General features: G+C 35.5%; 16 protein-coding genes and 2 riboswitches. Of the genes, 7 read left to right on the plus strand and 9 right to left on the minus strand.

Going from position 1 to position 19,591, the window contains the following annotated elements; genetic code table 11:
* Window positions 1-193 precede the first annotated feature (193 nt).
* Window positions 194-532 carry a winged helix-turn-helix transcriptional regulator gene (locus FC748_RS06695; protein ID WP_108030359.1) on the minus strand — a complete coding sequence of 113 codons (339 nt, stop codon included), beginning with the start codon at window positions 530-532 and terminating at the stop codon, window positions 194-196.
* 322 nt (window positions 533-854) lie between these two features.
* Here FC748_RS06695 and FC748_RS06700 point away from each other — a divergent pair, with 322 nt between their 5' ends.
* Window positions 855-1,406, plus strand: a complete 552-nt coding sequence (locus FC748_RS06700; RefSeq protein ID WP_108030360.1) for an NAD(P)H-dependent oxidoreductase — start codon at window positions 855-857, stop codon at window positions 1,404-1,406.
* A 30-nt stretch (window positions 1,407-1,436) separates the two neighbouring features.
* Window positions 1,437-2,150 (plus strand): SDR family oxidoreductase, encoded by a 714-nt coding sequence (locus FC748_RS06705; protein ID WP_024361738.1) that lies wholly within the window; start codon window positions 1,437-1,439, stop codon window positions 2,148-2,150.
* A 333-nt stretch (window positions 2,151-2,483) separates the two neighbouring features.
* Here FC748_RS06705 and FC748_RS06710 read toward each other — a convergent pair whose 3' ends face one another.
* Entirely contained in the window at window positions 2,484-2,759 is a 276-nt protein-coding gene (locus FC748_RS06710) for a YqhV family protein (RefSeq protein ID WP_024361739.1), read from the minus strand.
* A 483-nt stretch (window positions 2,760-3,242) separates the two neighbouring features.
* Window positions 3,243-3,435: riboswitch (cobalamin riboswitch) on the plus strand.
* 146 nt (window positions 3,436-3,581) lie between these two features.
* On the opposite strand from FC748_RS06710, the gene nikA reads away from it, so the two are divergent.
* The 5 genes from nikA to FC748_RS06735 all read left to right on the plus strand — a co-directional run bounded on the left by nikA (window position 3,582) and on the right by FC748_RS06735 (window position 8,637).
* Window positions 3,582-5,195, plus strand: a complete 1,614-nt coding sequence (gene nikA, locus FC748_RS06715) for a nickel ABC transporter substrate-binding protein (protein WP_108030361.1) — start codon at window positions 3,582-3,584, stop codon at window positions 5,193-5,195.
* Between the two features lie 72 nt (window positions 5,196-5,267).
* A complete protein-coding gene (gene nikB / locus FC748_RS06720) occupies window positions 5,268-6,221 on the plus strand; it encodes a nickel ABC transporter permease (protein WP_024361741.1) in 954 nt (317 codons plus the stop codon).
* A gap of 1 nt (window position 6,222) precedes the next feature.
* Window positions 6,223-7,035, plus strand: coding sequence for an ABC transporter permease subunit (locus FC748_RS06725; protein ID WP_025219488.1), 813 nt, complete (start codon window positions 6,223-6,225; stop codon window positions 7,033-7,035).
* Between the two features lie 10 nt (window positions 7,036-7,045).
* Window positions 7,046-7,825, plus strand: coding sequence for an ABC transporter ATP-binding protein (locus FC748_RS06730; protein ID WP_024361743.1), 780 nt, complete (start codon window positions 7,046-7,048; stop codon window positions 7,823-7,825).
* Between the two features lie 11 nt (window positions 7,826-7,836).
* The gene (locus FC748_RS06735; RefSeq protein ID WP_238600175.1) at window positions 7,837-8,637 is read left to right on the plus strand and encodes an ABC transporter ATP-binding protein; all 801 of its coding nucleotides are present in this window, start codon (window positions 7,837-7,839) and stop codon (window positions 8,635-8,637) included.
* Between the two features lie 138 nt (window positions 8,638-8,775).
* Here FC748_RS06735 and FC748_RS06740 read toward each other — a convergent pair whose 3' ends face one another.
* The 7 genes from FC748_RS06740 to FC748_RS06770 form a co-directional block, all read right to left on the minus strand.
* Window positions 8,776-9,471 (minus strand): ECF transporter S component, encoded by a 696-nt coding sequence (locus tag FC748_RS06740; protein WP_025219486.1) that lies wholly within the window; start codon window positions 9,469-9,471, stop codon window positions 8,776-8,778.
* Window positions 9,450-11,102, minus strand: coding sequence for an ABC transporter ATP-binding protein (locus tag FC748_RS06745; protein ID WP_025219485.1), 1,653 nt, complete (start codon window positions 11,100-11,102; stop codon window positions 9,450-9,452). Before FC748_RS06745 ends, FC748_RS06740 begins: the two co-directional genes overlap by 22 nt.
* Complete coding sequence (locus FC748_RS06750; RefSeq protein ID WP_024361747.1) at window positions 11,075-11,956, minus strand: energy-coupling factor transporter transmembrane component T; 882 nt, start codon at window positions 11,954-11,956, stop codon at window positions 11,075-11,077. Before FC748_RS06750 ends, FC748_RS06745 begins: the two co-directional genes overlap by 28 nt.
* Window positions 11,956-12,825 carry a DUF4430 domain-containing protein gene (locus FC748_RS06755; protein ID WP_025219484.1) on the minus strand — a complete coding sequence of 290 codons (870 nt, stop codon included), beginning with the start codon at window positions 12,823-12,825 and terminating at the stop codon, window positions 11,956-11,958. The genes FC748_RS06750 and FC748_RS06755 overlap by 1 nt, the downstream gene beginning before the upstream one ends.
* 1 nt (window position 12,826) lies before the next feature.
* The gene (locus FC748_RS06760; protein WP_167492645.1) at window positions 12,827-14,362 is read right to left on the minus strand and encodes an S-layer homology domain-containing protein; all 1,536 of its coding nucleotides are present in this window, start codon (window positions 14,360-14,362) and stop codon (window positions 12,827-12,829) included.
* Window positions 14,363-14,433: 71 nt separating this feature from the next.
* Window positions 14,434-18,240 (minus strand): S-layer homology domain-containing protein, encoded by a 3,807-nt coding sequence (locus FC748_RS06765; protein ID WP_108030364.1) that lies wholly within the window; start codon window positions 18,238-18,240, stop codon window positions 14,434-14,436.
* Window positions 18,241-18,343: 103 nt separating this feature from the next.
* Window positions 18,344-19,075, minus strand: coding sequence for a DUF4430 domain-containing protein (locus FC748_RS06770; RefSeq protein WP_108030365.1), 732 nt, complete (start codon window positions 19,073-19,075; stop codon window positions 18,344-18,346).
* Between the two features lie 170 nt (window positions 19,076-19,245).
* A riboswitch (cobalamin riboswitch) is annotated at window positions 19,246-19,442 on the minus strand.
* Between the last annotated feature and the right edge of the window lie 149 nt (window positions 19,443-19,591).

Raw genomic sequence — 19,591 nt, forward strand, 5'->3', positions numbered from 1 at the left:
CGCCTTCGCTACCAACAACTAGTGAACACTTCTAATTTTTTTAATTGCAAAAGCAAGAATAGCTAAGGTCTCCATATAGCAAAAAATTATGAACAGCTTTCGTCTGTTTCTTAAATTTTTTTAGTTATGTCCCAGCCCCTTTTTTACAATATATTAACATACCAAAATGTAAAGCATGACTTGTTTAAACTATTTATAAATTTAATCCAAATCGCTTTAATTCAATGAAAACACCTTCCAACTGTTTTCCTTTGTCTGTTAACGTATATTCCACACGAGGGGGAACTTCTGGGAAAACCTTTTTAATCAAAATCCCATGATTTTCTAGTGTTTTAAGACGGAGGGAAAGTGTTTTCGGACTAATTCCATCCATAGATTTTAATAGGTCACTGAACCGCATTGTTCCTTCTATAAGTAAATCGCGAATTATTAAAAATGTCCATTTAGTTCCAATTACATCGAGTGTTTTCGCAATGGGGCAAGCCTCACCAGGTACTCCTTTGGTCAACACTACTGGCTCAATCACACTCATTTGAAACATCCTCCCTCAAAATTTTTGAGCAATTTACCTCATCATAGCACAATAGTATACTTTCAGAAACTTAATGAATTAAATATCACTACTTCCCTAAAGGAAGTTACTATATTTATAATATCTTTGTATTTGTTAATTTCATCCTTAATTGAGGAGGTGCTCAAAATTATTGTCAGAAATCAATGAAATAAGCTACCGTTGCTATTACTATTTGTACAACACTAAGGGAATTTTCCCGCTGTAGCAAACGGTTAGTAGAACATTGGCAAGACACTAGGTTTGTTTTAAGAGATAACAGAATTGAAGGAGCCAGAAAAAGATGAAAAATATACTTATTATTAACGGTCATCAGAAATACAGTTCAGCTGAGGGGAATTTGAACCAAACATTGATGAACAAAATGGTTAGTTTTTTAGAAAAAAAGAACAATGTAAAAACAACAATTATTCAAAACGGATATAAAATCGAAGAAGAACAACAAAAATTTATATGGGCTGATATTGTCATTTATCAAACACCTATTTATTGGTTCAGTGTCCCCGGCTTATTGAAGACGTATATGGATGAGGTATATGCCTATGGTTTATTTTTTAGGGGTGCTGATGAGTATGGGAAAGGTGGATTGTTGACTGAAAAGAAATATATGTTTTCGCTTACCTGGAATGCCCCTGAAAAAGCATTTAACAATCCAAGTGAATTTTTTGAAGGGAATACCCTAGAAGATGCAATAATGCATTTACATCTTATACAGAAATTTATCGGAATGAAACCATTAAAGAGTTTCTCTTGTTATGACGTAGTCAAAAATCCAAAGATTGAAAAGTTTGTATCCGAACTTGATTTACACCTGCAAGAGATATTGAATTTTTAAACTTATGTAAACGAATAAGGGGAGAGAAATATGTTAAAAGATAAAAAAGTTGTAATTATCGGTGGAAGCTCTGGGATTGGTTTGGCATCAGCTAAACAGCTAGTAGCGCAAGGGGCAGAAGTAATCATTGCCAGTCGCTCCGAAGAGAAATTGCAGAAGGCAAAAGAGCAATTAGGAGTTAGGGCAACAACTTATATTCTAGATACAACACAAGAACAGCAAGTACAATCTTTCTTTGAAAAGATTGGTCATGTCGATCATCTGGTGATAAGCGCGGCAGAAACATCCAGCGGGGCATTCCTCCAAACGGATACAGCACAAGCACGAAAACTGTTTGAAAACAAATTTTGGGGACAATATTATGCAGCCAAATACGGTGCTTCTAACATTTCACCAAACGGTTCTATTATTTTATTTTCTGGCGTTGTAGCCTACAAGGCTATGGTGGGCTCAGCAATACTAGGTGCAGTTAATGCGGCTATTTCCAATTTAGGTCAGACTTTGGCATTAGAACTTGCTCCTATCCGAGTAAACATCGTTTCACCAGGTATAATTGATACACCATCCCGTAGCAAAATGCCAGAAGAAGCACGTAATCACTTCTATAATACAGTTGAAAATAAACTCCCTGTGAAACGAATAGGGCGAGCTGATGATGTTGCACAAAGCGTACTATATTTGCTACAAAATAGTTTCGTGACTGGAACGGTTCTTCATGTAGAAGGCGGCCACATGTTAACTTAAAACCAGAATATATTTCCTAAACAAACTTTTGTAGAACTAAAACTGACCTAACAAATAAAACACCTTTCGCGTTGACTAACGAGTATTGTATATATCAATTAACGCGGAGGTGTTTAGTTAGTGTTCTTTTTAACAACAGTGTGTGGACGATTTTAAGCACCAACGCCACAAACGAATAATTGCGTGCGATACACACAATCTCAATTTGTTAGGTAGAGGTGACTTTTACATAAAAAAAGTAGCGTCGTCACACGCTACAGCAAATTATTGAACAGTAAAGATATTGTTCAGGATGGCTAATACATAACAAGGATTTAGAACGAAATGTCCCTATTACTTTATATGTGAGCTAACAATGATAAGTGTAATTCCAGTAAATAAGCAAATAATTCTCGCCACAGGTATTTTATCAGCTAGTCCAAATAATGCAATTGCTGTTGTTACGATTAAAACTGTTGGACCAACCAATGCAAGCATTGTATTAATATAGAATGCTTTTTCTAAATTGTTCAACTTTAGCATCAACAAACCAGCACTTACTTCAATACTTCCAGACAATACACGTAAAATAACCATAGCTAGAACCGATTTTTCAATAATGGTCATCATCCTATCTTTATAGATAATATTCGCATATCTTATAAATCCATCTCAGTCTAATTATAGAATTCTGTTTGAATGAAATACTAACATCACTATATGTATCATTCGTATGAGATATGCTTGTAATCGTATGCTTGATAGTGTTAATTACTATGTTGATTATCTAGTTAAAAGTGCAAAAAATATTAATACAATCAGTTTTATAAATCTATTTTCTGTTTTGTAAAATCCTGGGGAAGTTAGTACTTAAAGAGAGGTTTATCAATTTATCAAATGAGACTGGAAGGCTACGCTAAGATTTTTAAAATTTTATATTTGGAGTAAATATTTAATAAAACGTCAGCCTTATTCTCTTTTGGAACAATGGTCTTTTTTAGTTAAATGAATACACTCAGCAAGTTTATAAAATAATGAAGATTTTTCTTATTTTATTATATTCTGAAAATAAAATTGACGTAAACTTTCGTGCATGTTATGTTTAATACTAATTTCATAGCAATTATTACAAGTTTGAGTGAAATGAAATTTCATTCAATTAAAAGGAAAATGGGTGTAAATCCCATGCTGTCCCGCAACTGTAAATGAGGAGTTTTGTTTCCATTGACACAGAGTTATTACTCGTGAAGGTGAAACAAAATAATGATTCATGAGCCAGAATGCCTGCTTGTAAGAAGATTCATTGATGATCTACGAAAGATAGGGAGATGGATGGAGACTTACTTTTTGTAGGCTTATCTATCCTTATTCTTTTTGAATAAGGTTTTTTTATGCTTTCTTTTATCTAGTAGTAGATGCTTTTGAACCAAGATAGGAGATAGGAGACAGAAAATGAGATTGACAAAGTATTTACTTCCGTTTGTACTTTTTTTGACTTTCAGTGTTCTTGCAGGTTGTACAAACACTGATACAGAAAAGGGAAAAACAACAACACAAACAAATGACGAAAAAATGATAACGATTGGATGGCCTTTAGATGTCGGTCCATTAAACCCTCATACATATTTACCTAATCAAATGACTGCACAAGCAATGGTCTACGAATCTTTGGTTGAGTATAACGATGATGGGACTATTACGCCTAAGCTAGCAGAAAGTTGGGACATTTCAAAGGATAAGACTTCTTACATTTTCCATTTAAGAAAAGACGTTAAGTATTCAGACGGAACTGCTTTTAATGCGGATAATGTCATTCGTAACTTCGATGCCATATTAGCAAATCGGGAAATACATTTTTGGATGGGCATGGTCAACCATATTGTTGAGGTTGTAAAAGAAGATGATTATACAATTCGTTTGCAATTAGATGAACCTTATTATCCAGTATTAAACGAACTGGCCTTTGTACGTCCATTCCGTTTTTTAGGGGATAACGGATTCCCTGAAGGAGATGCGACGCAAGATTCCATCAAAGCACCAGTTGGGACAGGTCCATGGGTATTAACAGATTACAAAAAAGATGAATATGCTTTATTTAGTCGCAACGAAAACTATTGGGGGAAAAAACCTCTCTTAGAACAAATTAAAGTAAAAATCATCCCTGATTCTGAATCAATTTCGTTGGCATTTGAAAACGAAGAGTTAGATTTAATTTATGGTCGTGGCATCATTAGTTTAGATAACTATTCGTATTTAAAAGATAGTGACAAATATAAAACAGCTACCTCTGAACCATTGTCTACAAAAGCGTTATTATTCAATACGCAGTCAGGACCGTTAGCAGAATTAAAGGTACGTCAAGCCATTCAATATGCTATCAATAAGGAGCAAATGGTTGATAGTATTACACATGGTACAGAAAAAGTGGCCGATACACTATTTTGGGATGCAATTCCTTTTGCCAATATTGATTTAGAACCAATCTTGTATAATCCAGAAAAAGCGCAACAGCTACTTGATGAAGCTGGGTGGACATTACAAAAGGGCGATAAAATTCGTTCGAAAAACGGACAACCATTATCATTAGATTTAATCTATATCGCAACAGATGCGATTCAAAAACCAATGGCTGAGTTGATGCAAGGTGAACTAGCAAAAATAGGGGTACAGTTGAATCTAGAAGGTGCAGATGTAATGGTTGGCCTTCAAAAATTAATGGATAATCAGGTGGATATTAATTTTTGGCGTACAAACGGACCACCAACAGATCCACATGGCTTTGCTAATGAATCAGCTACACCAAATGCTAGTGGTGTTTATGAAGCAAAATTAGGTTTACCAAACACCAAAGAAATTGATACTAAAATTCACCAATTATTAATTGGAACAGATGAAGAGGAACGAGTGCAGCTCTATACGGATATTTTAACTATGTTCCATGATCAAGCACTATTCTATCCGATATCTTATGAAACAAATAACGTGATTTATCAACCATATATGAAGGATTTTGTGCCTCGTGCATCTGAATATGATATTCCATATGCACAAATGGATACAGAGTAATACAAGTAGAAGAGAGAGTGTCTTACAAAGACAGCTCTCTCTTTATCATAGGATTGGGTAGGAGGTGACAGCATGTACGAATCGACATGGATGTTTTGTTTAAAAAGAATTTTAACGTTACCGTTTGTATTATTAGGGGTATCTATATTGACGTTTGTATTTATTCGCTTCGTTCCAATAGAGCCTGCGGAGGTTATTTTAAGATTGGCTAAAGTTACGCCAACGGAAGAGGCAATCCAGGCATTACGTGAGGAACTTGGGACAGACAAACCTTTACTTATTCAATATCTGCTTTGGTTAATAGGAGTTTTGCAGTTTGATTTTGGTACTTCTTTTGTTAGTAAATTACCAGTGGCACATGAGCTATTCGCTAAATTACCAGCAACTATCGAATTGGCTGTTGCTGCATTTGTGCTCATTCTTGTTTTTAGTATCCCATTAGGTATGATAAGCGCACTGTATAAGTGTGCCATAATCGATAAAATAATTAGATTGTTTTCTATCTTGAGTGTATCAATTCCAACATTTTGGTTAGGTTTTTTATTACTGTATCTATTTAGCTTAAAATTTGGTATTTTCCCGACTAATGGGAAGGGGACACTTGCTCATCTTGTTTTACCTGCGCTAACACTAGCCTTACCGACAATTGGATTATTTGTTCAGTTAATTCGTGCAACGATTATTGAAGAATTACATAAGCATTATGTTCAATACGCTCAGTTAAGAGGATTAAAAAATTCTGTCATACTCATGCAACATGTAATGAGAAATGCTGCGATAACGTTGACTACGATGCTGGGCTTGACACTTGGTAATTTACTCGGTGGTGCGGTAATTGTGGAGCAAGTCTTTAGTTGGCCAGGACTCGGTAGGTTTTTAATTGAATCGATTATTAATCGGGATTACCCGGTTGTTCAATGCTATGTTCTAATTATTGCCGTCATCTATGTACTTTCTAATTTATGCGCCGATGTATTACATCGGGTATTGGATCCTCACCTGATGATGAAGGGCAGGAGAGATTGAAGTGAGTCTAGTAAAGAAACTAAGTCATGTAAATTATAAAAAATCGTTTAGTTTAACAATACTTGTAATCATTGGTTTGTTGGGGATTTTTGCACCATTATTAATGCCCCATGACCCTTTTGCAGTCGATATTACAAGGCGATTTTTAGCTCCTACTTGGCAATATCCATTAGGAACAGATCATTTAGGAAGATGTGTCTTTTCTCGAATACTTTTAGGTATTCGCTATTCTTTAGGATCAGCTCTTTTAATTCAAATGATAGCGATTATACTAGCTATCTTTCTAGGAGCATTTGTTGCTTTAAAAAGAGGTATGATAGATTTCCTATTCATTCGGATATGTGATATTTTATTAGCTTTTCCTACACTTGTACTAGCATTTGGGCTTTTAGGTTTATTAGGTCCAAGTTTGAAAAATGTGTTAATTGCACTTATTTTTACGCAGCTTATTTATTATTCAAGAATGATAAGAAGCTTATTTATAGGGATGAATGAAAAAGAATTTATTCAAGCAGCTAGAATTAGTGGAACTACAGGAGTCGGTTTAATCGTACGTCATTATGTCCCCAATGTGCTACCTATCATCGTAACAATGGTTGCACTGGATGTAGGGAAAGTCATTTTGGAAATTGCCGGCTTTTCATTTATCGGACTTGGCGTGCAGGCCCCCATCCCTGAATGGGGAATGATGGTGAACGAAGGGAAGCAGTACATTCGCCAACATCCTGAATTAATGCTTTATCCGGGACTTGCCATTGTTCTGGTTGTTCTATTGTTTAATCGTTTAGCAAGTAGTCTGAAGAAATTTGAGTAAAGGGGAAGTTATGGACAAAGAGAAAGTGTTAGAAGTGAAAGATTTAACGGTGAAAATCGGCGAAAAAAATGTATTGTCCTCTATTAATATGACTGCCTATAAAGGGCGTGTCTTAGGAATTATCGGGGAAAGTGGTAGTGGAAAAACAATGCTTTGCCATGCCATGATGCAAACACTCCCATCTTTGGCGCAGATTACACAAGGTCAAGTTCTATATAGACAAAAAGATTTACTGGCTATGACAGCTTCTACATTAAGAGCTTATCGTGGAAGGCATTTGTCTATGATTATGCAAAATCCAGCCACTGCCTTCGATAGTATTCAAACAATTGAAAAGCATTTCCTAGAAACATTAAAAGCTCACTTTGTGATGACTAAAAAAGAAATGAGACAGATTGCAATTGATACCATGTATAAGGTCAATTTACCCAACGCAGATGAGCTATTGCACTATTATCCATTTCAATTAAGTGGTGGCATGTTACAGCGAGTGATGATTGCTTTGTCATTGGCGATACAATCCACCCTATATATTGCAGATGAGCCAACGACAGCTCTAGACACAGTCAATCAAAAACAAGTGTTAACATTATTTGATCGTATTTGCTCAGAAACGGGGGCTGCTATTATTCTTGTGACTCATGATTTAGGTGTGATTGCTGAACTGGCTGACGATGTTGCCGTAATGTATAAGGGAGAAATTATTGAGCAGGCAAATGTCTTTGATTTTTTTGATGCCCCTCAGCATCCTTATACAAAAAAACTTTTACAATCAAGAATTACTTTTTAGAGGTGAAAAATATGACACTACTAGAAGTGAAGAATATTGAGAAGTACTATTCTCAAAGACAGTTTATGTTTAGAAGAAAGCAGGAAGCACCTATAATACAAAAGGTGTCATTTTCACTTCGAGAGGGCGAGTGTTTAGGCATAGTTGGGCAAAGTGGTTCAGGGAAAAGTACATTAGGTCGCATTATTTTAGGTGTTGAGCGACCAACAAATGGTGAGGTTTTATTTCAAGGTGTCAATCTTTACGAAGCAACAAGCAAGGATAAAAAAATGGTACGGAGAGATTTGCAGGCTGTCTTTCAAAATAGCTACGATTCATTTAATCCGAAGCAAACGATTTTTGAAATATTAGAGGAACCATTACTTAATTTCGAACATTACAGCAAAATAGAAAGAAAACATAAAGTGATGGAATTACTAGACTGTGTGGAATTAGCGAACACCATTGCCCAACAATATCCTGCACAGCTTAGTGGAGGACAACAGCAGCGTATCAACATTGCTAGAGCGCTTGCCTTAAATCCTAAGTTAATCGTATTGGATGAGGCAATTAGTAGTCTAGACATGATACTTCAGAAACATATATTACAGTTACTTCAAACACTACAAAAAGAAAGAAAGCTAGCATATATTTTCATTTCCCATGATTTACAGGCGACACATTTTATGTCTGATCGAATACTAGTTATGCAACACGGTCAGCTTATGGAGGAAATCCAGAAAGGACAAACATGTCAACATCCCGTTTCTCAAGAACTTTACAATGCAATTTTGCCATCGCATCCACGGGAAAGAAATAAAATGAAATATTAACAAGATGAAATAGTGAAGTATAAATCAAAAGAGCATGAAAACATGCTCTTTTGTTGTTAGGTCATTATATAAACGTTTTGGTCTTACTAAGGATTTAAAGTAAGTTGGTTAAAAATAAAAAACTTTTTCTACAAAGCATTACTGTAAAATCCCATATTTATTTTTTATTCGGTCTAGTTTTTCACTAATCGGTTTAGCTAACAATAGTAAAAAAATTACATTAGAAATACAGTAGATTATCATAAAAGGGACTGCAGAAGTCAATGCAAGTGCGTAAGCTTTCCAGCTAAAAACACCGTACATTGATATTGTTCCCCAAACATCCATACCAAACGAAAAAAATATGCCTGCAAAAATACCAAATAATATAAGTGGTATTTTTTTATGCATTAAACGAGTTTTACCTAACAAGCCAGCAATAAAACCAATCATTCCCCACATAAACATTTGGAAGGGTGTCCAAGGACCTTGTCCAAAAAACATATTGGATACTAACGCAGAAATTGCCCCTGTTAAAAAGCCTGCTTCTGCTCCAAGTGAAAAGCCAGTAATCGCTGTAATAGCTGCGACAGGTTTAAAGCCAGGTGTAACAACAAATAAAGCACGACCTGCCACTGAAATAGCAGACATCACTGCTATGACTAAAATTTCGCGTGGCTGTGGCTTTCTACGCTCAAATGAAAGGAAAAAGGGGACACACGCTAAAATCATAATGACAATCGATACAAAATAATATTTTCGATCAGCAAAAATTGTAATACCAGTATATAAAGAAAGTGGAATGAAAACTAGAATGACAATAAATGAAATAATTAATCGAATGTTTTTTTGCATAGAGTAACGACATCCTCACATGTAATCGCATTGCTCAATATATCTCTTGATATTCGATGCGCAGCAGTTGTATAAAAATTATTTCCACTATAAAATGCTCGTGGTTCGTCCTCTGATACGATACTACCATCGAAAAACAGAGCGCATCTATCGCTGTATTGTGCAGAAAATTCTATATCGTGTGTCACCATAATGATTGTTGTCCCTTTAGTTTGTAAATCTTTTAATATTTCTGCGAGCTCTTCCTTTGAATGTGCATCAAGACCTTTTGTCGGCTCATCTAGTAGCAGTATTTTAGGTTCTATTAATAAAATTTTTGCAAGCGCTAATTTTTGCTGCTCACCACCACTTAAATCATAAGGATGTCGATTTAATAAATGAGTTAAATTGAATAATTGAACAGTTTCTTGAATTTTTGCTTCTGTTACTTTATGTAATTGAGCCATGTCATTTAACTCTAGAAGTACTGTTTTTTGTACAAATAATGATTTCGGATTCTGTGGTAATACAGTTAAAAATTGTTGGTACAATTGTTTACTACTGTAGCTTTTCAGGGCTTTACTGAACAAAAATATTTTTCCATGATAAGGCTTTTGTAGCCCAGATAAAATAGCAAGAACGGTTGATTTTCCAGTGCCGTTTCCACCTATTATCGTTAAAAATTCCTGTCCCTTCACTTGCAAATTAAAATGATTGACAATATCCCTGCCTTTCTTTTCATACCGAAAAGCAACATCCTTTGCCTCTAATACAACATCTGATTTATTTTGAGTTATTGTATGAGGTGTGTGTAAGGGAGAACAGTTATATTGTTGGTTACTAAGCCAGCGTTGTCCCTCACGAATAGTAAGAGGAATAGGACCTATACCGTTTAGTAGGTGGAAAATCTTTGTAGCTGCCGGCAGTGCTGTAATCATAGCGTGATTTGCTGGTAAAGAGTTTAAAATTTCCTTAGGTGGTCCATCAAATAAAATACTGCCTTCATCCATAATAAGTACGCGATCAGCAAGAGGCAACACTTCTTCGAGACGATGCTCAATTAAAATTATCGTAATACCTAATTCTTTATTTAAACGATGCAATGTCTGTATAAACTCCAATGCAGCTATTGGATCTAATTGTGATGTTGGCTCATCTAACAGTAGCAATTTGGGCTGCATCACCATAATGGAGGCTAAATTTAATAATTGTTTTTGTCCGCCAGAAAGCTCGATTGTTTTTTGATGAAACCATTTTTCAATACCGAAGAAATTGGCCATTTCGGCTACCCTGCGGCGAATTGTTGGTGAATCTAGACCTAGGCTTTCTAGTCCAAAAGCAAGTTCATGCCATACTTTATCTGTAACAATTTGATTATCAGGATTTTGAAATACATAGCCAATGTCAGTAGCAGCTACTTCAGCATTTAGCTTCTCCAAGTCACAATCTTTGTAGAAAATATTACCCGTCACCGTGCCATGTGGGCGCAATTCTCGTTTGAAATGGCGAAGCAATGTACTTTTCCCACAACCAGATTGGCCTATTAACACGATAAACTCGCCTTGCTGAATAGTTAGATTAATATTTTTTAAAATAGGAATTGCTTCATTAGGATAAGTAAAGCTTACATTGTCGATTTTAACGATCGCCATTTTAATGCCCCCCAGATTTCAAATACTAATGGAATAGAGAGTAGAATGACATAGCTAATATAAAACAGAATGCTTGCTATATCCCATTTAACTGCTCCGAAAGTTGGATAAAAATAATATGTGGTTGTACCAATAAAGCTTGCAACTAAATTGCTAAAAAAAAGCAATATAATCATTGCCAAAACAAAGCCGTCACGACGCTCGAAAATAAAAATAGAAAAGGCAGTCCGCTTTTTGACACCGTAACCACGAGCTTTCATAGAATCAGCCGTATCAATGGCGTTATCCAATGCCCATGTAATCAAAATTGATAAAATTTGCACGGTACATTTAATACGGTGCCATAGTGAGCCAGTTGTAAAATCCATGCCAATTACTTTTTGCGCTTGTACAATTTGCGTTAACTGATGTCTAAAGCGCGGAACTAATCGCAATGAAATCGACAATGTTAATGATAAAGATGGCGATACTTTTCCAAACAGATAAATAAACTTATCAGATGTCATCATGACATTGTAGCAGCTGAACCATAGCATAATCGCTACAATCATTGTGGCGATTGCGATACCATACAAAATGGCCTCTACAGTAATGGCGTTACCATTTACATAAAGTAATACGAGTTGACCATTATGGCTAATCATTGGATTAATAATCGCCATTAAGAAAAACAAAGGTACATATAACTTCCAGTCCTTAAAGAAAAGTTGTCTGCGTAAAGCTATATTTAAGCTGATTGCTGAGAAAATTGTAATAGTTAAATAGATTGGATGCATAAAAATCATGGATAAGCCGATAGTAGCTACAAAAAAAGAAAAAAGTACGATAGGGTGAAATGTTTCAAATGTCTTCATTAGTTACCATCCCAATGATGTCCTAGGTCGCGACCTAAATCGACCGTGTAGTTCCATTCAATGACATCGCCATCTTTTAATACGTATTGATTGCAACCATAATTTGGATAAACACCATTTACTTTGTACATCCAGCCACTTAATTCACCAGCACTAAATTCATATAAATGATTAATACCTTCTATATAAACACTGTTATAAATATTTTCGTTTGCTCCTTGATATTCCATTTGAATTTTATGCTCCTTCGTTGCGCGCTGTAATACATCCCAAACAGTATCCTTCTCTGATAGTAGCTCGTATGTTGTTGTCTTTAAAATGATGCCGTTCTTGGGCACATATCTCTCACTTTGTAGGGAAGAGTCTAACTTTTCCCAATGCTTTAGTAATGTATCAACACGGATTGAAATTTTTACAGTGCGTTTTTTAGGTTCTGCATTTTTTTGCTTATCTGTAGATGAGTTAATTGTTTTTGTTTGTTGTTTATTATCAGCTTGTTTAGTAGTAGACAAATCAGTTATTGTACTTGGTAATTTGGTGTCTTCTTGCTTTTTGTCCGCTTCATGTTTTGGTTGTTGTTTTCCATCTATCGTTTCTTGCTGTGCTTTTTGCTGGGAATTTTTATCTATTTCCTCCAGTGGGGCCTTGTCATCTATCTCAGACTCCTTCACTTCCTTCTTTTCCTCAGCAGTGTCATTTTCTACTGAGGGAGTTTGTTCTTCCGCTTCAAGTTGTTCAGAGGGAGGGAGGGAGTCAGCGCTTCGGTCCTGATCTTCCATTTGCTCGAATTGCTCAACTGTTTGAATATTGCACGCAGTTAAAAATAGAGCTAACAACGATACGAGTAAGCAGTGTAAAATTTTATTCATATTATTCTTCAACAACCTTTAAGAAATTAATATACATTTTAGCTGCATGTGCACGAGTAATAAAATTAGTAGGATTAAACGAGCCATTTGCGCCCTGTGCTATGTCAAAATCATACAAGAAAGTAATTGCCTGCTGAGATTCCTTTGATAGCTCCGCAATATCATTTAATGGTGCAATGTTTGTTGGTATATAAGGTCTGCCTGTTTTATATGTATAGGCATTTGCTAGCATAACCGCTAATTCCTTACGTAAAATAGGGGAGGAAGGTGCAAACTTCTCCGACTTTACTAATAAATTTGCCTCGTAAGCAGCAGCAATCTCCTGTTTTGTTTCATCATTATAGGAGCTAATGTCTGTAAAAGGTGCATTTTTGGAACTTGTTAAATGAAGAGCGCGAACTAAAATTGATACAGCCTGAATACGAGATAAATTGTTATTTGGCCTAAATGTATTATCGTCATAGCCTTTTAATAATCCTTTAGCTACTGCAGCTTCGATATCAGACTTTGCCCAATGAAATTCAATATCCTTAAAGCTCACTTTAGTAGGGGGAGCTTTAGGATGATTTGACTGAACCTGTGTTGATGGTTTATTTGTTATTTTATCAGACGTATCATATAACTTTGTTTTGCTCTCAATCAGTCGGTTATATGCTGCTAATGTATAAGACGCCTGCTCTGTTGCCATACCATTCGATACGGATTCTGTTAATACATGCTTGAAGCCGCCATCTTTTACATTATAGAAGGTGAAAAAGCTCGTAAATAACTTATGAAAGCGCTGATCTTTGTTGGCATCAATATTTAAACTAGCAAGTGCTGTAATAACTTGTGCTACACTTTCTAAGTTTGTTGTTCCCCAGCTTTGGTAACTACCATTAGCTCCTTGTAAGTTAGTTAATGTATCAAGTGCTTTATTAATAGATGCCTTAACATCCTCTCTATCTTTATAAGTTGAAAGAGCTTGAATAGCCATTGCTGTCATATCTGGATCAGCTTTCACTCCTGATAAATTCCATCCACCATCAGGCAATTGCTTTGATAGTATATGTTGAATAAGTTTTTCGCGTGTAGTTGTTGCTTTTTTAGGAAGCTCGAAGCCCCATGTGTCTAAAGCGATTAAGGCAAAAAAAGCACCATTTGTGCCTTGCCATACTACTTTGTCAAAGTCACTTAATTTTTCTACTAAATTAAAGCCGCCTACATTTGTAGGGTCTTTACCGATAGCAGTGAGTGCAATAATTAAACGAGAATAATCAGTATACTTACGATTGTGTAAATTACCCTTTACGGATTGTACATGCTTCGTGACATTTTCATAATATTTATCATAATAGCCTTTCGGAACATTATATTCACCACGTGTAAGTGCCATAATAATCCACTCATCACCAAAAGAAGGGTTTGGTGCTTTATTTACTAAAAACTGACCTGTTGTATCATAAGCATCTACTGTTGATACTTGCTGTGCAGCGACCGGAACCACAATTAACAACAAAGCAAGCGCCATTATAAACATCGATAATTTTTGTTTCATTTGAAAAACAACCTCCATTCTATAAAAGATACTAACCCAAATGCTGTGATCACTTGGGTTAGTAAGGAAAATTACATGATGCCTGCGATATTTAACGTACGTTTTAAAATTTTTGCTGTTTGTCCACGTGTTAAAGAAGCACGTGGATCAAATGAACCATCCGGCTTACCTGTCATAATATCCAGGCTATTTAATAGCTCGATATAAGGCAAGTATTCAGCGCTAATATTGCTAGCGTCTGTGAAATTAACCTCTCCTGTGGCTTTCACATCAGCATTTAAATATTCTAAAATGCGTGCCATAAATGCCGCTGCTTGTTGACGTGTAATCGGTGCTTCAGGATTAAATGTTGAAGAAGTTGTGCCTTTTGTAATACCTGCCTCGAACAGAGCTTGAATATCTGTTGCATACCATTTGCCTTCTGTATCGTTAAATGGATTTTCACCTTTTGCCTGTAAACCAAGTGCACGGCTGATTAATACTGAAAATTGCGCACGAGTAATTGGTTTATATGGCTCAAACGTCTCTGGTGTAGTTCCTTTGATTACAAGACGGCTCGCTAAAAATTCAATTTCTTCTTTATTAGCTAAATGGGCAATATCGTTAAATGTTACTGTACTTTCTGTTACAACGAATGTACCACTAGATTTTGTGAAGAGAACAATTTCACCGTTCACAATTCTATGTGGAACAGGCTTGTATTCACTACCATCAAGCTGTAAAACGACCATATTCGGTTTTAACTCGTTGGCAAGTAGCGTAACTTTTAAATATTCTTTATCTATAGTAATTGACTTTGTTTTACCATTAGTAGCCTCAATACCGAATTTGACAGTGAATTGTTTATTTTTAGCTTCTTTCGTTACCGAGGCAATTATTTGCTCACTTTCTGTAAGCTTAATTCTAGTAAATATAGAAGTTGGAATTTCTATTTTGAAATTATTTTTGCTTTGAATAACAAACTTTTGTACATTCTTTTCAAGATATTCTTTAATATGTTTGGATGTAATAATTGCTTTGTTACTACCATCTTCAATAGTAATTTCAGCAACTGGATTATCTACATTTCCTCTGTTTCCTTTGTTTTCTTCATTTCCTTTATTCCCTTTATTCATTTCTTCAGCGCATTGTGTATCTGCGCCTGCACAATTCTTTTCTGTCTCTTTGCAATTTTCTGTATTTTCACCCTTGCATTTTTCTTTGTTTTCTTCAGCTGGAGGGCCACTTTTTTCGCTTCCATCTTCTACATATCCACCGACATCTTTACCTAAATCGGTCGTATAAAGCCATTCAACTGAATCACCAGGGGATAGTGTGTAAAGTGCCGCAGAATAAGAAGGGTATTGACCATTTACACGATACATCCAACCACTTAAAGGACCTCGGTCAAATTCATAAACACCCGCAATTCCGTCAATATATGTTCCATATTCTGTTTGACGATAGCTTAAGGCAACACTGTTTTCCGATGTTACTCGTTTTAAAACGTCAAAAGCAGTTTCACCAGCAAATAATTTAGTTGATGTTGATTTTAATGGCACTTCAGAAGACGAAATTCGAATTGAGAATGTCGTATAACCAATTTCTTCATTATCAGAAGGTTGTCCATCAGGGTTAGAAGGTTGATTTCCTTTATCATCAGGGTTGGAAGGTTCTTCTCCATCGCTTCCATTGTCAATATCTCCTGGATTATTTCCAGTATTATCTGACTTTGTATCTGACATATCGTAAAGAGCAGTTTGATTATTTAATAAACGGTTGTATGCTGCTAATGTATAGCCAACCTGAACCGTTGCCATGCCATTTGCTTTGTTTTCGATTAATACATGTTTAAAGCCACCATCTTCTGAGCTATATGTCATGATATTAGAAATGACTTTATTAAAACGATTATCGTTGTTAGCATTTATCCCTAAGCTTGCTAGAGCAGTCACAACCTGTGCTGCACTTTCAGCATTTTCAAAGTTATCTGACTTATATCCGCCATTAGGTAATTGAATAGCTGCTAATGTATCAATTGCACGATTAACGGCTGTTTTTACTTCTGCATTACTTTGATAGTATGGAGCGAGTGATTGAATGACCATTGCGGTGATATCAGGGTCAGCTTCAGTACCAGCATAGGCAAAGCCACCATCGTTTAATTGTCTTTGTAAAATATATTTAATTAATTTTTCACGTGTTGTTGTAGCTGTTTTAGGTAATTCAAAGTCCCATGTATCGAGTGCAATTAAAGTGAAGACGGCAGAGTTGATGCCTTGACGTGTTACAAAATTAAAATCTGTTAATTTTACAACTAAATTATAGCCAGCGACATTTGTAGGGTCCTTTCCGATAGCTGTAAGAGCTATTATTACCCGAGAGTAATCTGTTGCTTGAGAGGCGATTACGCCACTGTTTGATTTTACATGATTCTCTATATTTTTATAATATTTACTATAATAACTATTTGATAAATTGACATAACCACCACGTGCAAGTGTTAAAATAGTCCACTCTGATTGATAGACAGGCTGCGGTGAGCTTGATACTAAATATTGACCAACAGAGTTATAGGCTTTAATCGTTGTTGGTCTCAATTCTACTAATCGCTTTTGTAAAGCCTCTAGCTTATTATAATTTGATACAGATTGTTTTTCTTGAGCTGACAAATTATCATAGGCTTGTTGTGCTGCATTAACTTTCAAATGATCCGCCCATGTAACCGAGGCTATAGGGGGGAGCACGTTTATTTTAAATATCACTTCTTGAATCCGAGGGGCTGTTGTGAAAATGTTTTCTTTATCTACAAGCTCTTGATAATTATTTATTTTAGTTTTTTGATTTTTATCTAAGGCATTGTATGTTGTCCGAGCTTCTTCTAATTGTTTTTTTGTTGCCTCATCAGCAATCTGAATTGTTTCAGGAAGAGAGTCAATTAAATATAAAACATATTCAATTTCTTTATCTACAAGATTTTGGTAATTTGTTACATTTACTTTTTGCTGTGCAGGTATTCCTTTGTATATTTTACGAGTAGTATTGAATAGTGAACCTAACTCTTCATTGCTTATTTCTAATGACGAAATAGTAGAAATTAAAAGTCCGACGTATTTCAGTTCCTTCTCTATTAAGATAGCCTCTATTTGCACTAGTTTCTTTTTTTCATTTAGTAGTAAAGTGTTCCATTTCGTACGAGCATTTATTAATTGTTGAGCAATTGTTTCATCTAATGTATCAAATGAAGGAATAGAATTAATGAAGGCTTCTACCAGTTGGCCTTCTTTTTCACCAAGTTTGTTATTGTAATTACTTATTAATGCTTTTTTCTTTTGATCTAGTGTTAATGCACTATATGTTTTGCGAGCTGCTGTTAATTGTATAGCTGTTACCTCATCAGCAACTATAATTTCTGGGAGGCTATTCACCAAATTTATAAAGTTTTGTTCTTCAGGTGTAATAACATATACATAAATTGCCTTAGATACTTCACCAACTTTTGCGTTAATCTGAGCATCCCCAATTGAAATCGCTGTAACTAATCCTTGATTGTCAACTGTTGTAATTGTAGGAGCACTCGATGACCATTCAATTAGGGTACTATTTTCTGTTGTTGAGCTAGCTACAGCAAGTTGCGATGTTTCTCCAATTGTTAAAAATAAAGGTCCTGTGGTATTTAATTGAATATCACTAATTGTATTCGGCGCATTCTCTATTAATGGCGTAATAGTTAATTGTTCATTTGGATTGTCTAATTCTGTGTTATTTATGTCTGAAGTGTTTTGCTCGTACGTTTCTCCTTCAAGTTGCTGTGCTTTGCCGGTGGCAGCAGGGGATAATAGCGAAAATATTAAAATAAAGATAATGACTAAATGTATTTGCTTTTTAAAAATATCCATTTGAAAACTCACTTCCTTTAGAGATGTTGCTAGTAATATCAAAAAATAGTACTGAAAAAGTGCATTTCTTTAAAATGAATTCACTTTTTCAGTACTTAATTACTTAGTTATTGGGTGTTACGTCAATTGTTAATGGTTCACTTGTTGAACCACCAAGTAGTGCATTTGCAGAGGCTGTAATCGAGATACTACCTTCTACAGCTTGACCAGAAAATGTGATAACTGCTTGTTGATCTGTGTTGACAGTAATTGATTGAGCTGTTAGCGCTGTAGTACCTGTGTTAATTGTCCAATTAGCAATACTAGAGGCATTTGTTAGAAATAGGTCACCCGTTAAATCCACAGTAACCTTTGGATTTATTTGTCCTACATTTACTTTGCTAGCAGTGCCCAGTTTAGCCCATGTCGTATAATAAATATGAACTTTATCATTAGGCTCTAATTTATAAGCATCTAAACCAACAGTTGGGCTAATACCATTTACAGTGTATACCCAACCATCCCAACCATTTAAGCTGCCACTAGCTCGACCATCAACAGATTCAAGATAAGGACCATAGATAGGATGAACTGTTACTATATATGGAATACCATTTGCTGTTAATGTATTTTCCATTAGTGATAATGCCGTAGTGCCAGTTGAGGCAATCTCCGTTGTTGCTGGTAGGATGGGACCATACAAACCGTCAACAGATAATTGGACATCGAATGTTGCAGTTTGTGCCTCTTGATTTGTAGGTTGTAATACTGTTGTTGCACTTGCTGTCGGTGATAATAGCGAAACAGCTAAAAGAAAAGCGAACGCTATATGCCACCATTTTTTAAAAGTAACCATTTTGAAAACCTCCTAATTTTATTGTAGTGAAAGTTTTTGCGATTAACTCCAATAAAAAAGATGCTTCTCTTAAAAAAGGGAAGCATCCAAGGTAAACAGAAAAGGAGCATAATAAAATAATATGCCTGTCCATCTATTTGCCGTAAGTTCTCCTAGCTTCCGAAGAGAGTTAATACGATGGAATAAAGGCAGGTCTCCTGGCTCGTGTATCCTATTCAGAACCTTCCCATCTACTGGGGGCATTTTTCCCCGTTTGACAGTGGTATTTTCTGTAGTCATCTACACTTACAGTTGCGGAAACAGCTTCGGCTTTGCACCGAATTCCCTATTAAGCTCTTAAAAGAGCACCTTTATTCTGCAATTGCTATTCACTTGATGTTTAGTTTAACATATTTTCCTCATTTTCCAAATAGTTAAATAAAAAGGAGATATATTCCTTATCGAATAATGGAGTTACCTCCATTATTTTTGTTTATGTATATAAGTTATAATCGCAAGAAGGAACCGATAGATATC

This window comes from Lysinibacillus sphaericus, assembly GCF_005217585.1.
Taxonomy (GTDB): Bacteria; Bacillota; Bacilli; order Bacillales_A; family Planococcaceae; genus Lysinibacillus; species Lysinibacillus sphaericus.